Raw genomic sequence first — 22,290 nt, 5'->3', positions numbered from 1 at the left:
ATGATATCAAAGCCTGTTGCCGTTGGAGGATCAGATTCCAGGCGAATAGCAACGCCGAAATACCGACGAGCAGCAGCCCGACGAGGGAATCCTCGCTCATCTTCTCGCGTCCGATACGGCCGCCGACGATGACAATCACTCCGCCAAGTCCCAGCAAGGCCCCCATGATGGCGCGACGCTCGATCCGCTCTCCCAGAATGATCGCCGCTAGATAAAGCGTGATGAGAGGGGCGATGAAGCTGATCGCAATTGCTTCAGCAAGGGGAAGGCGAACCAGCGCTGCAAAGAAGGTCCAGCCCATAAAGGCGACCACTATCCCCCGCATGAGATGAACTTTGAGCACGGATCTGGTTGGAAGCTTTCTCACCCGCCACCACCAGATTGGCGCAATCATCACGAAACCGATCGCGCAGCGTAGCAGATATGCGCTGTAGGCCCCCACCGATAGGCTGGCGCTCTTCATCACGGCGTCCATTGCCGAAAACAGCGCGATCCCGATGATTGTTGCCAGAACAGGCCTAAAGCTGTCGTCATTCGCGCTCATCGTCGCTGGCATAGTGCGCCCTGTCCCAAGCGCAACTTGGTTCAGCGGTGGGTAAGCCGGGATCGCGGATTGTATCCTACAGTTTACGATACATAGCGCCCGTAAAGCAGTATATATGGCGGAGCGCAAAATTGGTGGGCCAAATGAAACGATTTAATCTTACCTCCGGAACCGCGATCGCCGCCGTTCTTCTTGCAACTTCCGCGCAGGCTCAGCAGAGGGCGCCTGAAAGCCTGTTGCCAGTTGCGGGACAAAGCCAAAGTGTTGCCAAGTCTGCGCCGCAACAAAGTGGCGATGACGCACGTACGGTGGACGAAGCTTTCGGCGATATCCGCATGGCTAGCGGCGAGGTGGTGCAGGAAATACCGTCTTTGGAAGGCGTATGGAGCGTGGCACAGGCCGAGCAACTGCTCGCATTCATCCCTACATTGGTCGCTGAGGGGCTGAACCCAACGGATTATCGTGCCGACGCGCTCAAGACCGCGATCGCTGCGGGCGAGGGTGAGGCGCTCAACAAGCTGGCCAGCGAAACCTTCGTCTGGCTGGTCGAAGATCTACGCGATGGCCGCACGCCAATGGAATCGCGTCGTCAGTGGTTCGTCGTCGATCCTGATGCGGACCGTCTGCCGACTTGGAAGCTGCTCGAAGATGCGCTGGCCAGCGGTGATATTTCCGGCACGCTGACCTCGCTCAATCCGGTTCATCCCGACTATGCGGCTTTGAGGGAGGAACTTACCACGGCAAAAGACGCCAAGCGGATCAAGCTGATCCGGGCAAATATGGATCGGTGGCGCTGGTTGCCGCAGGATCTTGGTAAGCAGTATCTCGTTACCAATGTGCCCGAATACATGCTGCGCCTTACGGTGAACGGCAAGATCATCAAAAGCTACCGTACCGTCGTCGGGAAGCCCGGTCGTACTGCGACGCCGCAACTTGCCGAAATGGTCGAGGCGGTGATCTACAACCCGACGTGGACCGTGCCTCAGTCGATCGTGAAGGGCGAAGGTCTGGGCGCTAAGGTGCTCAACAATCCCGGCTGGGCCCGGACCGCTGGCTACAAGGCAACCAAGGGCGAAAATGGCTGGGTTACTGTGGTGCAGCAGCCTGGCCCGCAGAATTCACTCGGCCTGATGAAGCTCGACATGCCTAACGAACACGCGATCTTCCTTCACGATACGCCTAGCCGTCACTTGTTCGCGAATGACAACCGTGCGTTGAGCCACGGGTGCATCCGCGTGCAGGGTGCGCGTGAACTGGCAATGACCATGTCGATGCTCGGCAATGCCAGCAGTCGCGAAGATATCCCGGCGATCCAGCAGGAAGTTTCGGAAATCACGACCAGCGGCGAATACACGCGCTACGAGATGAAGAAGCAGTGGCCGGTCTACATCACCTATTTCACCATGGCGAGCGACGTGAACGGTGAGATGAAGACTTTCAGCGACATCTACGATCGCGATGCGCCCGTGCTCGCCGCGCTCGATGCGCCGCGGGTATCGGATCGCGCGCGGGAGACGAGTGAAGAAGCCGTCGAAATCGTCGACGACATGCAGATCAGCTAAGAAAAGGAGTGCGTCCCCGGCGTTAGAAAACGCCGGGGTTCGTCCTTTCGAAAGTACCGCCGTTGTCGCTGCGCAGCAATTCGGTCTGCGTGACCGGCGGTGGCACCCGGCTACCGTTTTCGGTCAGCCCCAGGCTTTCGGCATAGAGCAGGCGACCGCCGCTCAATTTCAGCAAGACAAAGTCGAACTGGTCGGGACCGAGCGCGAAACAGCCGTTTGATCGTCCCAGGCGACCCCAGCGATCAACGTGTTCGGGACGGGCATATTCTGCCTGATGCATCACGATGGCCCGGGGCAGGGCATGGTCGTTGGTAGGATCGAGCCCGTCGAGCCTGATCGACGTGCCATACCGCCCGGTGTACCAGCTGCGGGTCATGTAGGCGCCGCGGCTGGTCGCCTCGCTGCCTTCGATATTCGAGTAGCGCTTGAGCCAGCCGTCATGCTCGCTGTCCGAGCCTGTGCCGTGACTGACGTGGAAGCTCTGCACGCGCTCGTTCTCCAGATCGACGAAATGAAAGCGTCGCTTGGAGGAATGCAGGCCGAAATCGGCAATGCCGACAATGTCCTTTTTCCAGAGCACATCGCCCACCCGCGCCAATTGCTCGCGCGCGATGGCGAATAGCTGCGCATCACGGCTGGCGGTGGGATTGACCTGCGCGCTCACCCGGACGGGCAACGTAAGCGCGGCGCCGGCGGCAAGCGAGCTCTTGAGAAGATCGCGGCGGTTCATGGTGTCATCCTATAACATCGTGCAGGCTATCGGAAGCTGAACGAGCAAACGCGGCATTTGCCCTGGCGCATGCGATCATCGATCTGGCGTGCCTTTCGCCGACCTCGTGCGGATCGGGCCCGTACCCCCCACCCAGCGAGCTGGCCACGGGCAGGTCGCGCGATCGCACCGCTTCGATGACATAAGTATCCCTGCGGAGCAAACCTTGACTGGTCAGGGCCAGTCGTCCCAGCTTGTCCTCCGCATGAACGTCGACGCCCGCTTGGTATAGAACGAAATCAGGGTCAAATTGCGCGATGGTCCGTGGGAGATGCCGGTCGAGCGCGTCGAGGTAGCCATCGTCATCGGTCCCGTCGGCCAGCGGCACGTCGAGACTGGACCGTGCCTTTCGTACCGGAAAGTTCTTTTCGGCGTGGAGTGAGAGAGTGAAGATATCGTCCCGCCCAGCGGTAAGGCTGGCGGTGCCATCGCCCTGATGCACATCGAGGTCGACGATCAGAACACGGCTGGCATCGCCTTCGGCAATGAGGCGGTGGGACACGACGGCGAGATCGTTGAAGACGCAATAACCAGCACCCGTGTCATACAGCGCGTGATGGCTGCCCGCCGCGCTGTTGGCAGCATAGCCATGGCGCCGCGCCAGCTGGGCAGCGAGCCATGTTCCGCCATTCGTATGGGCTACTCGCTGCGCAATATGCGGGGTGACGGGAAACCCTATGCGCCGTTCCTTTTCGCGCGGAACGGTGGATGTGAACACCTGATCGACGTAATCGGGGCAGTGTACGGCTTCCAGCCAGCGCCGCGGCATTGGGGGCGGGGCATGTTCGGTGATAGGATAACCGCTGTCACGCAGGGCTGCCATGACTGCCATATATTTGTCGAACCGGAACGTCCCGCGCGTGGGCGCAGGGGCCATGTAATCTACGTGGTGGACAACATGAAGCAAGGCGTGGCTACCCGTTCATATCCTGCTTTGCGGCGATCGCCTTGTCGGCAAGGGCGGCCGCGTCATTCTCATCGCCAGGCTCGAGTATTTTAACTTTGCGATCTATCAGGCGGTTATAGACTTCGAAGAACACGCCGAGTTCCCACAGCATCGTCGGGCGGAGCTGGTCGAGGCGCTCGATCTCGCCGAATGTCTGGGATAGGGGCGGGACGCCCACGAGGCGGTCGTTGCGGACCATTTCGCCATTCTCTTCCTGTTCCATGCGCAGGATGGCAACGGGCCGGACGTCGACCAGCGTGCCCGAGGGAAGGGGACCACCCGTCAGCACCATCACATCGAGCGCGTCGCCATCTTCGGCCATTGTTGCAGGAATGAAACCGAAATTGGCGGGGAAGGCCAATCCCTGGGGCAATTCGATGGCCCAGCGGAAAATTCCCAGCTTCTTGTCGAGATCGATCTTGTGCGTATTGCCCTTGGGGCATTCGATGAAGGCGTGGAGCAGGCCTTTTTCGGATCGAGCCGGTAAACGGGCAAGGTGTTCGGCATCGATCATCGTAAGGCGCTCCGGATGGTTGTCCCCAATTTACGGAAGACCGCCCTAGGCGTTCCGCCTATTCCGCCGGTTCAGCCTGTTTGGAGGCATGCGGATCGAACGCCACGGCCTCGCCTGCCTCGATTGCTGCTGCTTTCTCTTCCACCAGCTTCACGATGTGATCGAGCATATCGTCGCTCTCGATATGATGGTTCTTCACGCCCGACAGATAGACCATGTGCTTGCCCGAACCGCCACCGGTCAGGCCGATATCGGTCTCGCGCGCTTCGCCCGGGCCGTTGACGACGCAACCGAGGACCGAAAGGCTCATCGGCGTCTTGATGTGTTCGAGCCGCTTTTCCAGCGTTTCCACGGTGCGTATCACGTCGAAACCCTGGCGCGAACAACTTGGGCAGGACACCACGCGCACGCCGCGCGTCCGCAGGCCCAGCGCCTTGAGCATTTCGAAGCCGACCTTCACTTCCTGCTCAGGCTCGGCCGAAAGCGATACGCGGATCGTGTCGCCTATGCCCGCCCACAGGAGGCTGCCAATGCCGATGCTCGATTTGACCGTCCCGCCGATCAGTCCGCCAGCCTCGGTTATGCCAAGGTGCAGAGGACAATCCACGGCCTCTGCCAGCCCGTGATAGGCAGCGACGGCAAGGAACACGTCACTGGCTTTCACCGCCACCTTGTACTGATGGAAATCATGATCCTGTAGGAGCTTGATATGATCGAGAGCGCTTTCGATCAGCGCTTCGGGACATGGCTCGCCGTATTTTTCCAGCAGGTCCTTTTCCAGACTGCCAGCATTCACGCCGATGCGGATCGCGCAGCCATTTGCCTTTGCGGCGCGCACCACTTCGGCCACGCGCTTGCTGTCACCAATATTGCCTGGATTGATGCGTAGGCAGGCTGCACCCTTGTCAGCCGCTTCAAGCGCGCGCTTGTAGTGGAAATGGATGTCGGCCACGATCGGCACCGGGCTTTCGCGGCAGATTTCCTTCAGCGCGCGGGTCGTATCCTGATCGGGGGCGCTGATGCGGACGATATCGGCCCCCGCATCGGCAGCGCGAATCACCTGGTCCAGCGTCGCGCGGACATCGCGGCCGTCGGTATTGGTCATGGTCTGGACACTGATCGGGGCGTCGCCGCCGACCGGGACATTGCCGACCATGATCTGGCGGGATTTCCGCCGCTCGATATTGCGCCAGGGGCGGATCGGGTTCAGCGACATGCGGCACCTTTGGGTTTCGCCCCCGCAAATAAGCCATCGCGGCCCGCGCCACAACCGCCACACGGGCGGTTGATCGGCTCAGTCATCGGCGGACGATCCGCCGGCCTCGTCGAAGAAGGGCTGCACCTGGGCGATGATGACCGCGTTTTCGTCGCGCGCGCGATCCATCAGCGCGCGTTCCTCGTCGTCGATCTCGTGACCATCGGCCAGCCTTTCCTCGCGCGTGCCATAGCCGGTGACGTCCAGCGGCGCCATCCCGGCCTGTTTCAGGATCGCCACGGTTTCGCGAACGGCCTCGTCCTCGTTGCGGCCAGAGGCATAGCAGACCAGCGCCGCGCCCCGGCTGCCGCCGGGCAACCCGTCGCCCGTCCTGCGTCCGACCTCGACCAGCAGCGTATAGACATTCATGATCGCTCGGTCCCTGCCATTGGCGTCTCCGGCGCAACCCAGACCTTGCCGCCGCAATGGCCGCATCTGCCGTCGGGCAGGGCGACATGCGCCGCCTCGATCGCGCCGCATCTGGCACAGCATGTCAGGCCGCCCGGCGCAAGGGCCGGATCGGTCAGCGGCGCGGCGCCGGGCTGGTCGGGGACCACGGAATGGGGCGGCACCAGCGACAGGCCGGGGCGCGGTGACGGAAAGCGAAATACCGACAGCCCGCCGCTGCTTTCGAGATAGGCATGTTCGACCGCACCCAGATTGCGCACGCCGTTCTGGCGCAGCAGGGCCTTGATTTCGGCCGAGCCCATGTCGCAGGCATCCATCCCCTCGGGCAGCAGGCGCCCGTCATGGACCAGCGCCACCGCGCGGCCGTCGATCATGTGCTTGGCGCTGTCGGATCGCAGGATCAGCAGGTCCAGAACCTTGTTCATGCCGATGACGCCGGTGATCACCAGCATCGCCGCCAGCAACGGCACATCGGGGTAGAACATCGCATCGCCCACCGCGGAGCCGAGAGCGATGACCAGGACGAATTCCACCATCGACAATTGCGCCACGCCGCGCCCGCCGATCCAGCGGATCATGACCAGCGTATAGGCATAGATGATCAGCGTCCGCACAAGGATTTCGGCATAGAACAGCAGCGGCTGTTCGCCCAGGAACATGCGTTGCAGGTCAAAGGGGGTGACGGGCTGGTCCATGCCGGGCGCTCGTGGATAGGTGTGGCCGAACGCGCCTTCTCGGGCCGGGTTCCCCGGCGGCGCGGTTGTGGGTATTTGGACAACAGAGAAGCGGAGGGCGGCGTGAGCAAGAGCCTGAACCGCGTGCGCGCCGCGCTGGTGGCGGCGGGCGCGCCGGTCGAGATCGTCGAAATGGGCGAATCTACCCGCACCGCGGCCGAGGCGGCGCGGGCGGCGGGCTGCGGTATCGACCAGATCGCGAAATCGGTCATCTTTCGCGGCGAGGAGAGCGGTCATGTCGTGCTATTTTTGACGGCGGGCGGCAACCGGGTCGATCCGGCCCGGGCGGCCGCGGTCGCCGGGCAGGCCCTGGGCAAGGCGGATGCGGCGCTGATTCGGGCCGAGACCGGGTTCGCGATCGGCGGGGTGGCTCCGCTGGGGCATCTGAAGCCGGTCACAGCCTATTTCGATCCGCGCCTGTCGGATTTCGACCGGGTCTGGGCCGCGGCGGGCACGCCGCGCCACATCTTCGCCATCGCGCCCGATCGTCTGTTGGCAATCACCGGAGCGGTGGTGGCGGATTTCAGCGGCCGGTGAAACGGGCCGCGCCCCGGCCGCGTTCACCCGCTGCCAAAGGAGTGTAGACATGACCCAACCCATTCTGACCCTGAACGATCACCGCCCGATGCCGCAGCTTGGCCTGGGTGTCTGGCAGATGCCGGAAGGCCGGACTGCCGAGGCGGTGGGCGAGGCGCTGCGAACCGGCTACCGGCTGATCGACGGGGCGGCGATGTATGGCAACGAGGCGGGGATGGGGCAGGCGGTGCGCGCGTCCGGCCTGCCGCGCGACGAGGTTTTCGTGACCTCGAAATTGTGGAACGACCAACAGGGGCGGGACCGGACCCTGCGGGCGTTCGATGCGACGATGCAGCGGCTGGGCCTCGATCATCTGGATCTGTATCTGATCCACTGGCCCTGTCCGGACCGCGGGCTCTATGTCGAAACCTGGAAGACGCTGATCGAATTGCGCGATGCCGGGCGGGTCAGGTCGATCGGGGTCGCCAATTTCCTGCCGCCGCACCTGATCCGGCTGATCGACGAGACCGGCGTGGCCCCGGCGCTGAATCAGATCGAGTTGCATCCCGGCTTCAACCAGGCCGACCTTCGGGCCGAGAACCGGCGTCTGGGGATCGTGACGCAGTCCTGGGCACCGCTGGGCCGCGGCGAGGATCTGGCCGCCGCGCCGATCAGGCGGATCGCGGAACGGCTGCAGGCCACGCCGGCGCAGGTGGTGCTGGCGTGGCATTTGGCGCATGGTCTGTCGGCGATTCCGAAATCGCAGGATCCGGGTCGCCAGCGCGGGAATTTCGGCGCCTTGCAGGTCACGCTGTCCGATGATGACATGGCCGCCATCGATGCCCTGGACACGGGGCGGCGAACTGGCCCCGATCCTGCGAGTTTCAACGGCTGAGCAGCGCCCGCGTCATCGCGCTGTCGGGGCATGCCAGCGATTCTATCACATCGAAATGGTGACGGCCGGGCGCGATCACGCATTGCGTGGCCGCCCCCAGGCCCGCCCAGATATCGGCCAGAAGGCGCGCCTGACGTAGGAATTCCGGCCGTTCGGCGCCGCCAACCCAGGCCGTGACCGGGATATCCGCGCGGGGCGTCAGCAAGGCCGGGCTTTCGGCGGCGGCCTCGGCCGGGTCGAGCCGCAACGTGTCGTTCAACCTGGTGCGCATCAGCGGGCGCAGGTCAAACAGCCCCGAGATCGGCACACAGGCCGAGACGCGCGCGGCCAGCGGCGCGGGCAGGGTGCCGTCGTCGCAGATCATCCGCGCGGCAAGATGGCCGCCGGCGGAATGGCCGGTCAGCGCGATCGGGCCCGCGATCGCGGCGGCGGCCTGGGCGATCGTTCGGGCGACCTCTTGCGTGATCCCGGGGATGCGGGCGGCTGGGGCCAAGGTATAGGCGGGCAGGGCGACCGCCCAGCCATGGGCCAGCGGACCCGCCGCCAGATGCGACCACAAGGAAGGGTCGAACCGCATCCAGTAGCCGCCATGAACGAAGACCACCAGTCCTTGCACATCCCCGTCCGGCCTGAACAGATGCCCCTGGCCAAGGGGCTGCGGCATGTGGCGTTGGCGGAAGGCTGCCGCCGCCTCGGCCCAGCGGGCGGGCCATGCCTCGCCGTCGGGAATATGGCGGGCATTGGCGTAGGCGTCGTCCCAGTCGGTGATCCGATACAGCATGGCGGTGCTCCTCTTCCGCGCAGGTCACGCGGCTGGTAGCCTTGGGTCAAGAGCAGGGAGACGCGCATGACCGATTTCAGCCGAACGAAACGCGCCTTCCACCTGCCCTCCGGTGTGACCTATCTGGACGGCAATTCGCTGGGGCCGATGCCGCGGGCGGCGCAGCAGCGGGTGGCGGCGATGATGGCCGATGAATGGTCGGACATGCTGATCACGGGCTGGAACAAGGCGGGCTGGTATGAACAGCCCCAACGCGTCGGGAACCGGATCGCGCGGCTGATCGGCGCCGGGCCGGGCGAGGTGGTGATGGGTGACACGCTGTCGATCAAGGTGTTTCAGGCGCTGAGCGCGGCCCTGGCCCTGCGGCCCGAACAGCGGGTGATCCTGTCCGACAGCGGCAATTTTCCGTCCGATCTGTATGTCGCGCAGGGCCTGGCCACCGCGATGGGTGCCAGGTTGCGCGTGGTCGCGCCCGAGAGCGTGGCCGATGCGATCGGCGACGACCTGGCGGTGCTGATGCTGACCGAGGTCGATTACCGCACGGGGCGCCGGCACGACATGGCGGCGCTGACGGCGCGGGCGCATCGGGCCGGGGCGCTGACGATCTGGGATCTGGCCCATTCCGCCGGCGCGGTCGATGTGGACCTGACCGGCTCAGAGGCGGATTTCGCCGTGGGCTGCACCTACAAGTATCTGAATGGCGGGCCGGGCGCTCCGGCCTTCATCTGGGTCAATCCGCGCCATGCAGATGTCGCGCGGCCGATCCTGCAGGGCTGGATGGGGCACGAGGCGCCCTTTGCCTTCACGCCCGACTACGCCCCCGCCCCGGGGATCGAGCGGATGCGGGTCGGCACGCCGCCGGTCATCGCGATGGCCGCGCTGGAGGCGGCGCTGGATGTCTGGGACGAGGTTTCGATGGACCATCTGCGCGCGAAATCGGTCGATCTGACCGGGGCCTTCATCGCCGAGGTCGAGGCAAGTTGCCCCGATCTGCTGCTGAATTCCCCGCGCGACCCGGAACGGCGCGGCTCTCAGGTCGGGTTCCGGCATCGCCAGGGCCATGCGGTGATGCAGGCGCTGATCGCCGAAGGGGTGATCGGGGATTTTCGCGCGCCGGACGTGATGCGCTTCGGTTTCGCGCCGCTCTACAACGATCGCGACGACGTGTCGCGCGCTGCCGCAACGTTAGCCCGGATCCTGCGCGATGAAGGCTGGAAAAAGGCGCAGTTCATGAGAAAAGCTGCCGTCACCTGAGACGAACTTCCCGAGGTCGCGCGACGATCACGCAAAAGGCGGGCACATTTCTGGTGACAAGAATGATTTCATCGCGATATCTGCCGCTTATGGGAATAATCCTGTCAGCCCAGCCGGCCATCGCCGAGGATCCGGCCTTGCGGGTCGAATTCGTCACGGCAGAAGAACAGACGCTGATGCTGGACATGCGCCTGTCGGGCACGATCGAGGCGCGAAACAGTGTCGATCTGGGTTTTCGTCAGGCCGGGCGCGTGGTCGAGGTCCTGGTGCGCGAGGGTGACCGCGTGACCAGGGGAGAGGTTCTGGCGCGGCTTGATTCGGCGCAGCAGGATCAGGCGCTGAAACTGGCCCAGGCTGGCCTGGCCTCGGCCGAGGCCGGGCGCGCGCAGGCGCAACAGGCCAGCGACCGTGCGGCGGCCATGCTGTCGCGCGGTGTCGGCACCCGTGCGGCGCGCGATTCGGCGGTGCAGGCCCTGTCCGAGGCGGAAGGAATGGTCGAAAGCGCGCAAAGCCGGGTCGAGCAGGCGCGCCGGGCGGTCGAGGATACGCAGCTTCTGGCGCCGGACGATGCCGTCGTGACCCAACGCGACCTGGCTCCGGGGCAGATCGTCGGCGTGGCGCAGCCGGTCCTGTCTCTGGCCGCGCTGGACGGGATGGAAGCGGTATTCGGCGTCGCGGATCAACCGATGTTGCGCGAGGCCATGGGCCGACCGGTGCGCCTGCGCGCGCTGGATGTCGAACGTCCGGCCATGACCGGCATCGTCAGCGAGATCGCGCCGCTGGTCGATCCGGCCTCGGGCACCGTCACCCTGCGCGCCCGGATCGAGGACATGCCGGGCGAGACCGCGCTGCTGGGCGCGGCGGTGCGCGGCGACCTGACGATCGAGGGGGCCGCAGGCATCGTCGTCCCCTGGACCGCGCTGATGCGCGACAATGGCGGCGCCGCCGTCTGGGTGGTGGGTCAGGACGGCCGCGTCGCCCTGACCGATGTCACCATCGGCAGCTTCACCGACCGGGCGGTCTATGTCGCGGATGGGCTGACGCCGGGGCAGGTGGTCGTCGGCGCGGGATCGCAATTGCTGTATCCCGGCCGGGCGGTCATGGCGGCCGAGGTCGTCCGATGAGGCACGCCGCCACGATTCTGGCGGTGCTGCTGATGACGGCCGGTCCGCTTCAGGCCTTGCAACTGCCGGGCTGGCTGGCCTTTGGCAAGGCGGTCAGCGAACCCGCGGCCCCGCGTCCGGTCGTCACCGAAATCGTCGAGGACAGCGGCGAATCATCGCGCTGGGTGCCCGGCGTGATCGCCTCGCGCAATCAGGTCGACATGGCCTTCCAGACGCTGGGCCGCATGACGGCCCGTCGCGTCGATCTGGGCGACCGGGTCCGCAAGGGCGAGATTCTGGCCGAGCTTGCGACCGAGGATCTGGCCGCCAATACCCGCGCCGCGCGGGCGCAGCTGGATGCCGCCGAGGTGCAGCAGCGGACGGCCCTGACAACGCTGGACCGGACCCGTGCGCTGGCCCGGCGCAACGTCGCCTCGGCGGCGCAGCTTGAACAGGCCGAACGCGCCGCCGCCGCCGCGGGCGCGGCCGTCGAACAGGCCCGCTCGGAACTGGCGCAGGCCGAGAATACCGAAGGCTACGCGACCATGAAAGCGCCCTTCGACGGCGTGGTCAGCGCCGTTTTCGAAACCCAGGGCGCGGTGGTCAATGCCGGCAAGCCGATCCTGAGGCTTTCGGCCGAAGACGAACGAGAGGCGGTCATCGACCTGCCGGAACCGGCGCTGGCCGGGTTGCCGCCCGATGCCGTCTTCACCATCTGGCAGCGCGGCGATCCCGGCAGCGAGGTGCCGGCGATCCTGAACCGCATCGACCCGCTGGCCGATACCGCGACGCGAACGCGCAGGCTGTATCTGACGCTGCCGCCGGACACGACGCTGCGGCTGGGCGCGCTGATCCGGGCGCGGCTGGGCAGCGCGCGCGATCCGGCGCTGACCATCCCCGAACAGGCCGTCTTCGACCGCGACGCCAGTCCCCATGTCTGGCGCGTGATCCGCGAGGATGGGAAGGGCCCGTCCGGGCCCGGTCGCGTCGAGGCGGTGGCGATCGGGACCGGCGCCACGCTGATGGGGCGGGTGCTGGTCACCGGCGGTCTGAATCTTGGCGATGAAATCGTGATCCGCGGCGTGCGGTCGCTGAGCGATGGTCAGGCCGTGGGGCGGAGGGTCGATCCGTGAACCGCTTCAATCTGTCCGACTGGGCGCTGCATCACCGCAGCTTCGTCTGGTTCCTGCTGATCGTTTCCATGCTGGCGGGCACGCTCAGCTATCTTGCCCTGGGTCGCGAGGAAGATCCGAATTTCACCATCAAGACCATGGTGGTCGGGGCCGCCCTGCCCGGCGCCTCGATCGAGGAGACGCGCGATCAGGTCACCGCGCGGATCGAGAAGAAGCTGGAGGAACTGGACGCGCTGGATTTTACCCGCTCGGTCACGACGCCGGGACAATCGGTCGTCTATGTGGAACTGCTGCCGACGACGCGCGGACCCGCCGTTCCCGAAATCTGGCAGCAGGTGCGGCGGATGATGTCCGATATCCGCGCCGATTTTCCCGATGAATTCGCGGGGTTCCAGTTCAACGACGATTTCGGCGATGTCTATGGCAACATCTATGCCTTTACCGCCGACGGTTTCAGCCCGCGCGAGATGCGCGACCGGGTCGAGGCGATCCGCAGGCAGGTCGCCGCGCTGGATGCCTCGGGCAAGGTCGATCTTCTGGGCGAGCAGGACGAACAGATCTTTCTGGAATTCTCGACCGCGCGGCTGGCCGCGATGGGCCTGAGCCAGCAGCAGGTGCTGAATTCTCTGGCCACGCAGAACGCCATCGTGCCCTCGGGCGTGATCGAGGCCGGGCCCGAGCGGGTGCTGGTCCGCGTGGGCGGGCAGTTCGACGACGCCTCGGCGATCGGTGCGGTGAACCTGCGCGTGGGCGAGCGGTTCTTCAACGTCGCCGATGTGGCGACGGTGACGCGGGGCTACGAGGACCCGCCCCTGACCCTGTTCCGCTATCGTGGCAAGCCCGCCATCGGCTTGCAGATCGGGATGCGCGAGGGCCAGAACATCCTTGAATTCGGCAAGGAGCTGGATGCGCTGATGGATCGCGTCGCGGCCGACCTGCCGATCGGAATCGAGATGGCCAAGGTCGCCGACCAGCCCCTGGTCGTCGACCAGGCGGTCGGTCACTTCGTCAAGGCCCTGGCCGAAGCGGTGTTCATCGTTCTGATCGTCAGTTTCATCAGCCTGGGCTTCCGTGCCGGTTTCGTCGTGACGATGACGATCCCGCTGGTTCTGGCAATCACCTTCGTGATCCTGGAGATTTATGGAATCACGCTTCAGCGGATTTCGCTGGGCGCGCTGATCATCGCGCTTGGCCTGCTGGTGGACGATGCCATGATCGCCATCGAAACGATGATCTCGCGGCTGGAAATCGGAGAATCGCTGGAAAAGGCGGCAAGCTATGCCTGGACGTCGATCGCCTTTCCGATGCTGACCGGGACGCTGGTGACGGTGGCCGGTTTCATTCCCATAGGACTGAACGATTCAGCCGCCGGCGAGTTTACCTTCTCGCTGTTCGTGGTGATCGCGGTGTCGCTGGTCGTCTCGTGGATCGTGGCGGTGCTGTTCGCGCCGCTTCTGGGCGTCACCTTCCTGACCACCCGGATCGCCCGCCACGACGCCCGGCCCGGTCGGCTGCGGCGCGGCTTTCACGTGCTGTTGCGGCTGGCGATGCGGTTCCGCTGGCTGACCATCGCGATCACGCTGGCGCTGTTCGCGGTATCGGTCTTCGGAATGCGCTTCGTCGAGCAGCAATTCTTTCCGACCTCGGACCGGACCGAGGTTCTGGTGGACGTGACCGAACGCCAGAACGCCTCGATCACCAAGACCATCGCCGACATGGACCGGCTGGAAGCGACGCTGGAAGGCGATCAGGACGTGTCGTTCTGGACCTCTTACATCGGCCGGGGGGCGCCGCGTTTCGTGCTGTCGATGGACGTGCCGACGCCGGGACCGCATATGGGCCAGATCGTGATCCAGACCCCCGACCTGGCCGCCCGCGACCGGGTCAAGGCGCGGCTGAACCGGCTGGCCGCCGAGGAATTCGCCGGTGTCGACATCTATGTGAAGAACCTCGAAATCGGGCCGCCGGTCGGCAAGCCGGTGCAATATCGCGTCAGCGGTGCCGATGTCGATTCGGTGCGCGATGCCGCGCGTGGGCTGGCCACCGTGATGGCGACCGAGCCGCGCCTGCGCGATATCGCGCTGGACTGGAACGAGCCTGCGCGGGTCGTCCGGCTGGAGGTCGATCAGGAACAGGCGCGGCGTCTGGGCGTGACCAGTCAGGATATTTCCTCGTCGCTGTCGGCGGTGTTTTCCGGCAAGACCGTCACCCAGTTGCGCGACGGGATCTTCCTCGTCGATGTGATCGCGCGCGGAAACGAAGCCGACCGCAATTCCATCAATTCGATCCGCAATCTGCAATTGCTGAACGGCACCGGCCGGAACCTGCCGCTTACGGCCCTGGTCAGTCTTGATTTCGACACCGAACAGCCGCTGATCCAGCAGCGCAACGGCCTGCCAACGATCACCGTCAAGGCGGCGATCAACGGCAAGGATCAGCCCGCGACCCTGGTCGAGGCCCTGGCCGGCCGGATCGCGGATTACGCGGCCGGCCTGCCGCCAACAATCGACATCGCCGTCGGCGGAACCGTCGAAAGCTCGGGCGACAGTCAGGCGCCCATCGCCGCGGTGGTGCCGGTCATGCTGCTGATCATCGCGGTGCTGGTGATGATGCAGATGCAAAGCTTCCGGCTTTCGCTGATCGTCTTCGCGGCGGCACCCTTGGGTCTGATCGGGGTGGTTGCGGTGCTGGTGCCGTTCCGGGTGCCGATGGGTTTCGTGGCGATCCTGGGGATCCTGGCGCTGGTCGGCATCCTGATCCGCAACTCGGTGATCCTGGTCCACGAAATCCAGGAATTGCTGCATCGCGGCCGCTCGCAATGGGATGCGGTGTTCGAGGCCTCGGACAGCCGCGCCCGGCCGATCCTGCTGACGGCGGCGGCGGCGTCGCTGGCGCTCATTCCGATTGCGCGACAGGTGTTCTGGGGACCGATGGCCTATGCGATGATGGGCGGCATCATCGCCGGCACGCTGGTGACGCTGGTCTTCGTGCCGGCGCTCTATTGCGCGGTGTTCCGGGTCAGGCCGCCGCGGGATTGATGCCTGCCCTTGCCCGCGAACGGGTCTGCGCGCGCCGCCGTGCGACCTGGCGGCAGGCACAGCGCCCCGACGGCGGCGCCATCGCGGGACGCAAAAAACAGCGCCGCGAAGCTTGTCTTCGCGGCGCCCTGCCTGCCGGTTTCGCGGCCAATTCTGCAAAGACGCCCTTGCGGCACGCCGCGACCGTCAAATCGCGCCGCCTATTCGGCGGCGCTTCGTCTCGGCAGCACCCAGTTCGGGCGCGGGAAATGGCAGGTATAGCCGTTGGGAAAGCGTTCCAGATAATCCTGATGTTCGGGCTCGGCCTGCCAGAAATCCCCGACCGGTTCGATTTCCGTCACGACCTTGCCCGGCCACAGACCCGAGGCCTCGACATCGGCGATCGTGTCCTCGGCCTCGCGCTTCTGGACCGCATCCGCGTAGTAGATCGCCGAGCGATAGCTGGGGCCGATATCGTTGCCCTGCCGGTTCGGCGTGGTCGGATCGTGGATCTGGAAGAAGAATTCCAGCAGCCGGCGATAGCTGATGATCTCGGGGTCGAAATCGATCTCGATCGCCTCGGCATGATTGCCGTGGTTGCGATAGGTCGCGTTCGGAACCTCGCCGCCGGTATAGCCCGTGCGGGTGCTGATCACGCCCGGCAGGCGCCGGATCAGATCCTGCATGCCCCAGAAACAGCCACCCGCCAGTGTCGCGCGCTCGGTCATCTCAGGCCTCCTCTGCCTGATCAAGGTAGGCGCCATAACCCTCGGCCTCCATCCGGTCCCTGGGCACAAAGCGCAGGGCGGCCGAATTGATGCAATAGCGCAGGCCCCCGGACTCGCGCGGGCCGTCGGGAAAGACATGTCCCAGATGGCTGTCGCCGTGTTTCGACCGGACCTCGACCCGTTCCATGCCGAAGGTCACGTCGCGATGTTCGGTGACATTCGCGTCGATGGGTTTGGTGAAAGCGGGCCAGCCGCAGCCGGAATTGTATTTCGCGGCCGAGGCGAAAAGCGGCTCGCCCGTGACGACATCGACATAGATGCCGGGTTCGAAATGATGGTCATATTCGCCGGTAAAGGCGCGTTCGGTGCCGTTTTTCTGGGTCACCCGGAACTGTTCCGGGTTCAGCCGGTCGATCGCATCCTGCGATTTGCGATATTCCACGTCGGTCCTCCGCGAATCCTGTTCGGTTCCCTATATGGGGTGGACCGGGCGGTCCGCAAAGGTCACGCGGCGCAGAGCATGCGCTTTGCCTCGGCATGGTCGCGGGCCAGCATCTCGATGCGCTGGCCGGCCGGCAGGACGTCGCGCACGGCGCCGATGCCCTGGCCCGATCCCCAGATCTGGCTCCATGCCTTGGCCTTGGCGGCATTGTCGCCGAAATTCATCGCCCTCGCATCGGCGCTGCCCAGATTGTCGGGATCAAGTCCCGCGGCGCGGATCGAGGGGGCCAGGTAATTCCCCGAAACGCCGGTGAACAGCGACGAGGTCACGATGTCCATCGCGTTGCTTTCGACGATCATCCGCTTGTATTCGGGCGGGGCATTGGCCTCGTCGGTGGCGATGAAGGGGCTGCCGATATAGGCCAGATCGGCGCCCATCGCCTGCGCCGACAGAACCGCCCGGCCGGTCGCGATCGCCCCCGACAGCAGCAGCGGTCCGTCGAACCAGTCGCGGATTTCCTGCACCAGCGCGAAAGGCGATTGCAACCCGGCATGACCGCCCGCCCCCGCCGCGACGGCGATCAGCCCGTCCGCGCCCTTGTCGATGGCCTTGCGCGCGAATCTGTCGTTGATCACGTCATGCAGCGCGATGCCGCCGCAATCATGGGCAGCGGCGTTCACCTCGGGTCGCGCGCCCAGCGAGGTGATCCAGATCGGCACCTTGTGGCGGTGGCAGATCTCGATGTCGCGTTCCAGCCGCGCATTGCTGCGATGGACGATCTGGTTCACCGCAAACGGCGCTGCGGGGCGGTCGGGATTGGCCTGGTTATGGCGGTCCAGTTCCTCGGATATGCGGGTCAGCCAGGCGTCCAGCAGCGCGGGCTGGCCATCCTTCTCTCGCGCGTTCAGGGCCGGAAAGCTGCCGACGATCCCGGCCTTGCACTGCGCGATGACCAGGTCCGGTCCCGAGACGATGAACATCGGCGCTGCGACGACGGGAATGCGCAGGTTCTGCAGGATCGGTGGCAGCATGGGTTCCTCCGTGAATTTGGGCAAGGATGGCGCGACCCCGGGCAGGCGGCAACCGTGACGCCGCGACAGTCGCGCCGCGCTGGCCCGAGCCGCCGGATCGGTCTATGACGGGGGCCAGACATCGCGAAGGAGAATCCATGACGCTGTCCCGCCTGAGCCTCGCGGCACTTCTTGCCCTGCCTCTGCCCGCCCTGGCCGGGACCGGCCGCATCGCCGTGATGTCCGCATTTCCGCCGGAGTGGGTCAGTCTCCAGGCCGATCTGGAAGGCGCCGAGACACAGATCGTCAACGGCACCGAATTCGTCACCGGCACGCTGTCGGGCCAGCCGGTCGTGCTGTTCCTGTCGGGCGTGTCGATGGTCAATGCGGCGATGACGACGCAACTGGCGCTGGACCGGTTCCAGATCGACGCCATCGTCTTTTCCGGAATCGCGGGCGGGGTCGATCCGTCGCTGAATATCGGCGATGTGGTGGTGGCCGGCCAGTGGGGATCCTATCTGGAAAGCATCATGGCGCGCGAGACGGATGGAGGCTTTGCGATTCCGCCGTTTCTGGATTCGCCGTTTCCGAATTACGGCATGATCTTTACCAGCGAGACCACGGTCGCCTCGGACCGGGGTCAGCCTGAAAGCCGGTTCTGGTTTCCGGTGGACGAAATTCTCTTGCAGACAGCGCGCGGTGTTGCCGACAGCACCGAACTGGCCGATTGCAACGCCGAGAATGCCTGTCTGGACAGGACGCCGCAGATCCGCGTCGGCGGGAACGGCGTCTCGGGTTCGGCCTTTGTGGACAATGCGGGCCTGCGCGAATGGATCTTTGAAACCTTCGACGCGCAGGTGGTGGACATGGAATCGGCGGCCGTGGCGCAGGTCGCCTGGGCCAATCAGGTGCCCTTCATCGCCTTCCGGTCGCTGTCCGATCTGGCCGGAGGCGGCGAAGGCGCCAACGAGATGGGCATCTTCATGTCGCTGGCCTCGGAAAATTCGGCATTGCTGGTCAAGCGGTTCCTGGCCGCGATGCCCGCCCCCGAATGATCAGCGCAGCGCGGCGACGCCCCGGACCAGCGGGCGCAGGGCGTCGCCCTTGACCAGCCAGCTTGTCGCGAAGGCGAAGGTGGCCAGCGTTTCCAGCCAGAAGACCGGGCGCAGCGCCGCCAGCCGGGCATCCCAGCCTGTGGCGAACAGAACGCCGATCAGGCCGATGCCGATCACGATCAGCCAGCCGCAGATCAGATAGATGCGGTTCGACGCGCGTTTTTCCATGCTGTCTGCCGCGCCGCGCCGGAAAAGCACGAGGCAGGTGACCGCCAGCGCCGCGAAATACAGCGCCGCCGCAACCAGATGGATTCCGCCCGTCAGCCCGACCCCCAGCCGGCATTGCAGAAGCGTGCAATCGGGCAGGGAATCGGGCGCGATGCCCAAGCCCTGTGGGCTGGTCGGCGCCAGCGCGATCAGCGCGGCCGAGACGGCCGCCACCCGCGCCGTCGCCTTGTCGCTGACGATCTCGGACCCGCGGGGGCGATAGCCCTCGTAGCTCCACAGAAACACCGCCTGGGCGATCAGCGTGCCCACGAAAATCTCGCGCATGGGCGAATAATAGGCCGCCGAAATGCTGCGAAAGAGTCCCGCGGGCGCCGCCAGCCCCCACAGGATCAGCACCACCGGAAGGAAGAAGCCCAGCAGACCGATGGCGCGGCGCACCGCCAGGAAGGACAGGACCAGATCGTTCTCGGCCTTCTGGATGATACCCTGTTTGTCGCCCATGATCGCCTCCGCCTGGAAAGGGCGGAATCTGCCGCGCGCTTAGCCTTGGGTCAACGTGTTGCGTGTTTTCTCATTGCGCCGGACGTTGCGCCTGCGGCGATGAGATCTCTGCAAGGATGGCTTCGGCGGCGGCGCGGGGATTGGCGGCTTTCCAGACCGGTCGGCCGACGACGATGTGATCGGCGCCCGCCGCAATGGCGGTGGCCGGCGTCTCGACCCGTCTCTGGTCGCCCGGATCGCCACCTGCCGGGCGCACCCCGGGCGTCACGATCAGCCCCGAACCGGGCAGCGCCCGGATCGCCGCCGCCTCGCGCGGGGAACAGATGATGCCGTCGGCGCCGGCCTCGAAGGCGCGGGCGGCACGTTCCACGGTAATCTGGGCCAGATCGCCTGGACGGATCATCCCGGCATCCAGATCGGCACGTTCCAGCGAGGTCAGGATGGTCACGCCCAGGATCTTCATGTTCGATCCGCCCGCGCCTTCCTTGGCCGCGCGGATGACATGCGGGTCGCCGTGGACGGTCAGGAAATCCAGATCGAACTGCGCCAGCCCGCGCACGGCGGCCTCGATCGTGGCGCCGATGTCGAACAGCTTCATGTCCAGAAAGATGCGCTTGCCATGTTCGGCCTTCAGCTCGTTGGCCAGGGCCAGTCCGCCGCCGGTCAGCATCCCCAGCCCGATCTTGTAGAAGCCGACCGAATCGCCAAGCTTCTGTGCCAGATCCAGTCCCGCCACCGCGTTCGGCACATCCAGCGCCACGATCAGCCGGTCGTCCATCATCGCCCCCGATTTTTCGCAAACGGCCGCCTTATACACGGTTTCTCGCGGCTTGAAAGCACGAAAGCCGGTGCCCATTTCCCAAGCCATGACCCGGACCGGGACGCGCCGCGACAGGGCGTCCGCGACGCGGGGGCTGATGAAAAAGGAGAATTGCCGATGAACATGGAAAAGTTCACGGAACGGTCGCGCGGCTTCCTGCAAGCCGCCCAGACCATCGCGATCCGCGAGGAAAACCAGCGGGTCGTCCCCGAACATCTTCTGAAGGCGTTGATGGATGACGATCAGGGTCTGGCGTCCAACCTGATCACCCGGTCGGGCGGCGATGCCAAGCGCGTGCAGCAGGCCGTCGATCAGGCCGTCGCGAAGCTGCCCAAGGTCTCGGGCGGCAACAGCCAGGTCTATGTCGATCCCTCGATGGTGCGCGTGCTGGACGAGGCCGAAAAGGTCGCCAAGAAGGCGGGTGACAGCTTCGTGCCCGCCGAACGGATCCTGATGGCGCTGGCGATGGTGAACACCAACGCCAAGGACGCGCTGGAGGCCGGATCGGTCAAGGCGCAGAACCTCAACGCAGCGATCAACGACATCCGCAAGGGGCGCACGGCCGACAGTGCCAGCGCCGAAGACAGCTATGAGGCGTTGGAGAAATACGCCCGCGATCTGACCCAGGCCGCGCGCGACGGCAAGATCGACCCGATCATCGGCCGGGACGAGGAAATTCGGCGCGCGATGCAGGTTCTGTCGCGCCGCACCAAGAACAATCCGGTGTTGATCGGCGAACCCGGCGTCGGCAAGACCGCCATCGCGGAAGGTCTGGCGCTGCGCATCATCGACGGCGACGTGCCCGAAAGCCTGCGCGACAAGAAGCTGATGGCGCTGGACATGGGCGCGCTGATCGCCGGGGCGAAGTATCGCGGCGAATTCGAGGAGCGGCTGAAGGCGATCCTGAAGGAAATCGAGGCCGCCGCGGGCGAGATCATCCTGTTCATCGACGAGATGCACGTGCTGGTCGGCGCCGGCAAGACCGACGGCGCGATGGATGCCGCGAACCTGATCAAGCCCGCGCTGGCGCGGGGCGAACTGCATTGCATAGGCGCCACGACGCTGGACGAATACCGCAAGTATATCGAAAAGGACGCGGCCCTGGCCCGTCGCTTCCAGCCGGTGATGGTCGAGGAACCGACGGTCGAGGACACGATCAGCATCCTGCGCGGCATCAAGGAAAAATACGAACTGCATCACGGCGTGCGCATTTCCGATGCCGCGCTGGTCGCCGCCGCGCAGCTTTCCAACCGCTACATCACCGACCGCTTCCTGCCCGACAAGGCCATCGATCTGGTCGATGAGGCCGCCTCGCGGCTGCGGATGGAGGTGGACAGCAAGCCCGAGGAACTGGACGCGCTGGATCGCCAGATCCTGCAGATGCAGATCGAGGCCGAGGCCCTGAAGAAAGAAGACGACGCGGCCAGCCAGGACCGGCTGGAGCGGCTGGAAAAGGATCTGTCCGACCTGCAGGAACGCAGCGCCGAGATGACCGCCCGCTGGCAGGCCGAACGCGACCGGCTGGAGGGCTCGCGCAACCTCAAGGAACAGCTTGACCGGGCGCGCGCCGAACTGGATCAGGCCAAGCGCGAGGGCAATCTGGCGCGGGCGGGCGAATTGTCCTATGGCGTCATTCCGGGGCTGGAAAAGCAGCTTTCGCAGACGGATGAAGCCGAAGCCGACGGGCCCATGGTCGAAGAGGCCGTGCGCCCCGAACAGATCGCCGAGGTCGTCGAACGCTGGACCGGCATCCCGACCAGCAAGATGCTGGAAGGCGAACGCGACAAGCTGATGAAGATGGAAGACGAGATCGGTCGCCGCGTGATCGGCCAGTCCGAGGCCGTGACCGCCGTCAGCAACGCCGTGCGCCGCGCCCGCGCCGGTCTGAACGACGAGAACCGTCCGCTGGGCAGCTTTCTGTTCCTGGGTCCCACCGGTGTCGGCAAGACCGAACTGACCAAGGCCCTGGCCGAATACATGTTCGACGATGATTCCGCGATGGTCCGCATCGACATGTCCGAATTCATGGAAAAACATTCCGTGGCGCGGCTGATCGGCGCACCTCCGGGCTATGT

The 22,290-nt window shown here is 65.3% G+C and carries 22 protein-coding genes; 9 read left to right on the top strand and 13 right to left on the bottom strand.

Translation table 11 applies throughout. The features are described from left to right. The coding region (locus B4L36_RS04470; protein ID WP_292952989.1) for a DMT family transporter at positions 1-544 on the bottom strand (544 nt) is incomplete at its 3' end. A gap of 143 nt (positions 545-687) precedes the next feature. Between B4L36_RS04470 and B4L36_RS04465 the strand changes: the two genes are divergently transcribed. Beyond that, complete coding sequence (locus B4L36_RS04465; protein ID WP_292952986.1) at positions 688-2,106, top strand: L,D-transpeptidase family protein; 1,419 nt, start codon at positions 688-690, stop codon at positions 2,104-2,106. A 22-nt stretch (positions 2,107-2,128) separates the two neighbouring features. Here B4L36_RS04465 and B4L36_RS04460 read toward each other — a convergent pair whose 3' ends face one another. The 6 genes from B4L36_RS04460 to B4L36_RS04435 all read right to left on the bottom strand — a co-directional run bounded on the left by B4L36_RS04460 (position 2,129) and on the right by B4L36_RS04435 (position 6,693). Beyond that, positions 2,129-2,836, bottom strand: a complete 708-nt coding sequence (locus B4L36_RS04460; protein ID WP_292952983.1) for a murein L,D-transpeptidase catalytic domain-containing protein — start codon at positions 2,834-2,836, stop codon at positions 2,129-2,131. 4 nt (positions 2,837-2,840) lie between these two features. Then, a complete protein-coding gene (locus B4L36_RS04455; protein ID WP_292952992.1) occupies positions 2,841-3,707 on the bottom strand; it encodes a histone deacetylase family protein in 867 nt (288 codons plus the stop codon). Positions 3,708-3,789: 82 nt separating this feature from the next. Beyond that, a complete protein-coding gene (locus tag B4L36_RS04450; RefSeq protein WP_292952980.1) occupies positions 3,790-4,335 on the bottom strand; it encodes an inorganic diphosphatase in 546 nt (181 codons plus the stop codon). 58 nt (positions 4,336-4,393) lie between these two features. Further along, positions 4,394-5,551, bottom strand: coding sequence for a flavodoxin-dependent (E)-4-hydroxy-3-methylbut-2-enyl-diphosphate synthase (gene ispG, locus B4L36_RS04445; RefSeq protein ID WP_292952977.1), 1,158 nt, complete (start codon positions 5,549-5,551; stop codon positions 4,394-4,396). 78 nt (positions 5,552-5,629) lie between these two features. Continuing rightward, entirely contained in the window at positions 5,630-5,959 is a 330-nt protein-coding gene (locus B4L36_RS04440) for a hypothetical protein (protein ID WP_292952974.1), read from the bottom strand. Beyond that, on the bottom strand, positions 5,956-6,693 hold the full coding sequence (locus B4L36_RS04435) for a DUF421 domain-containing protein (protein ID WP_292952971.1): 738 nt from the start codon (positions 6,691-6,693) through the stop codon (positions 5,956-5,958). Before B4L36_RS04435 ends, B4L36_RS04440 begins: the two co-directional genes overlap by 4 nt. Before the next feature lie 102 nt (positions 6,694-6,795). Between B4L36_RS04435 and B4L36_RS04430 the strand changes: the two genes are divergently transcribed. Next, positions 6,796-7,269 carry a YbaK/EbsC family protein gene (locus tag B4L36_RS04430; RefSeq protein WP_292952969.1) on the top strand — a complete coding sequence of 158 codons (474 nt, stop codon included), beginning with the start codon at positions 6,796-6,798 and terminating at the stop codon, positions 7,267-7,269. A gap of 49 nt (positions 7,270-7,318) precedes the next feature. Next, a complete protein-coding gene (locus tag B4L36_RS04425) occupies positions 7,319-8,143 on the top strand; it encodes an aldo/keto reductase (RefSeq protein WP_292952967.1) in 825 nt (274 codons plus the stop codon). Here the strand turns inward: B4L36_RS04425 and B4L36_RS04420 are convergent. Then, positions 8,133-8,924, bottom strand: a complete 792-nt coding sequence (locus B4L36_RS04420) for an alpha/beta hydrolase (protein ID WP_292952965.1) — start codon at positions 8,922-8,924, stop codon at positions 8,133-8,135. The genes B4L36_RS04425 and B4L36_RS04420 overlap by 11 nt on opposite strands. A gap of 66 nt (positions 8,925-8,990) precedes the next feature. Here B4L36_RS04420 and kynU point away from each other — a divergent pair, with 66 nt between their 5' ends. The 4 genes from kynU to B4L36_RS04400 all read left to right on the top strand — a co-directional run bounded on the left by kynU (position 8,991) and on the right by B4L36_RS04400 (position 15,452). After that, positions 8,991-10,178, top strand: coding sequence for a kynureninase (gene kynU, locus B4L36_RS04415; RefSeq protein ID WP_292952962.1), 1,188 nt, complete (start codon positions 8,991-8,993; stop codon positions 10,176-10,178). Positions 10,179-10,240: 62 nt separating this feature from the next. Next, complete coding sequence (locus B4L36_RS04410; RefSeq protein WP_292952959.1) at positions 10,241-11,302, top strand: efflux RND transporter periplasmic adaptor subunit; 1,062 nt, start codon at positions 10,241-10,243, stop codon at positions 11,300-11,302. Next, positions 11,299-12,414 (top strand): efflux RND transporter periplasmic adaptor subunit, encoded by a 1,116-nt coding sequence (locus B4L36_RS04405; RefSeq protein ID WP_292952956.1) that lies wholly within the window; start codon positions 11,299-11,301, stop codon positions 12,412-12,414. Before B4L36_RS04410 ends, B4L36_RS04405 begins: the two co-directional genes overlap by 4 nt. Continuing rightward, positions 12,411-15,452, top strand: coding sequence for an efflux RND transporter permease subunit (locus B4L36_RS04400; RefSeq protein WP_292952953.1), 3,042 nt, complete (start codon positions 12,411-12,413; stop codon positions 15,450-15,452). Before B4L36_RS04405 ends, B4L36_RS04400 begins: the two co-directional genes overlap by 4 nt. Positions 15,453-15,652: 200 nt before the next feature. Here B4L36_RS04400 and msrA read toward each other — a convergent pair whose 3' ends face one another. The 3 genes from msrA to B4L36_RS04385 all read right to left on the bottom strand — a co-directional run bounded on the left by msrA (position 15,653) and on the right by B4L36_RS04385 (position 17,632). After that, positions 15,653-16,159 carry a peptide-methionine (S)-S-oxide reductase MsrA gene (msrA, locus tag B4L36_RS04395; RefSeq protein WP_292952950.1) on the bottom strand — a complete coding sequence of 169 codons (507 nt, stop codon included), beginning with the start codon at positions 16,157-16,159 and terminating at the stop codon, positions 15,653-15,655. Between the two features lies 1 nt (position 16,160). After that, positions 16,161-16,601, bottom strand: a complete 441-nt coding sequence (gene msrB, locus B4L36_RS04390; protein WP_292952947.1) for a peptide-methionine (R)-S-oxide reductase MsrB — start codon at positions 16,599-16,601, stop codon at positions 16,161-16,163. A gap of 62 nt (positions 16,602-16,663) precedes the next feature. Next, positions 16,664-17,632: an NAD(P)H-dependent flavin oxidoreductase gene (locus B4L36_RS04385; RefSeq protein ID WP_292952944.1), complete on the bottom strand. Its 969-nt coding sequence runs from the start codon at positions 17,630-17,632 to the stop codon at positions 16,664-16,666. A gap of 137 nt (positions 17,633-17,769) precedes the next feature. Here B4L36_RS04385 and B4L36_RS04380 point away from each other — a divergent pair, with 137 nt between their 5' ends. Continuing rightward, complete coding sequence (locus tag B4L36_RS04380) at positions 17,770-18,666, top strand: 5'-methylthioadenosine/S-adenosylhomocysteine nucleosidase (protein WP_292952941.1); 897 nt, start codon at positions 17,770-17,772, stop codon at positions 18,664-18,666. On the opposite strand, the gene B4L36_RS04375 is transcribed toward B4L36_RS04380, so the two are convergent. Beyond that, positions 18,667-19,395, bottom strand: a complete 729-nt coding sequence (locus tag B4L36_RS04375; RefSeq protein WP_292952938.1) for a hypothetical protein — start codon at positions 19,393-19,395, stop codon at positions 18,667-18,669. Between the two features lie 70 nt (positions 19,396-19,465). Further along, complete coding sequence (gene pyrF, locus B4L36_RS04370) at positions 19,466-20,173, bottom strand: orotidine-5'-phosphate decarboxylase (RefSeq protein WP_422662117.1); 708 nt, start codon at positions 20,171-20,173, stop codon at positions 19,466-19,468. Between the two features lie 159 nt (positions 20,174-20,332). On the opposite strand from pyrF, the gene B4L36_RS04365 reads away from it, so the two are divergent. Then, positions 20,333-22,290, top strand: a 1,958-nt coding sequence (locus B4L36_RS04365; protein WP_292952932.1) for an AAA family ATPase, incomplete at its 3' end; no start/stop codon positions are given.

Source organism: Paracoccus sp. UBA889, from assembly GCA_002294185.1.
Classification (GTDB): Bacteria; Pseudomonadota; Alphaproteobacteria; order Rhodobacterales; family Rhodobacteraceae; genus Paracoccus.
This window is presented reverse-complemented; position numbering and strand designations above follow the sequence as displayed.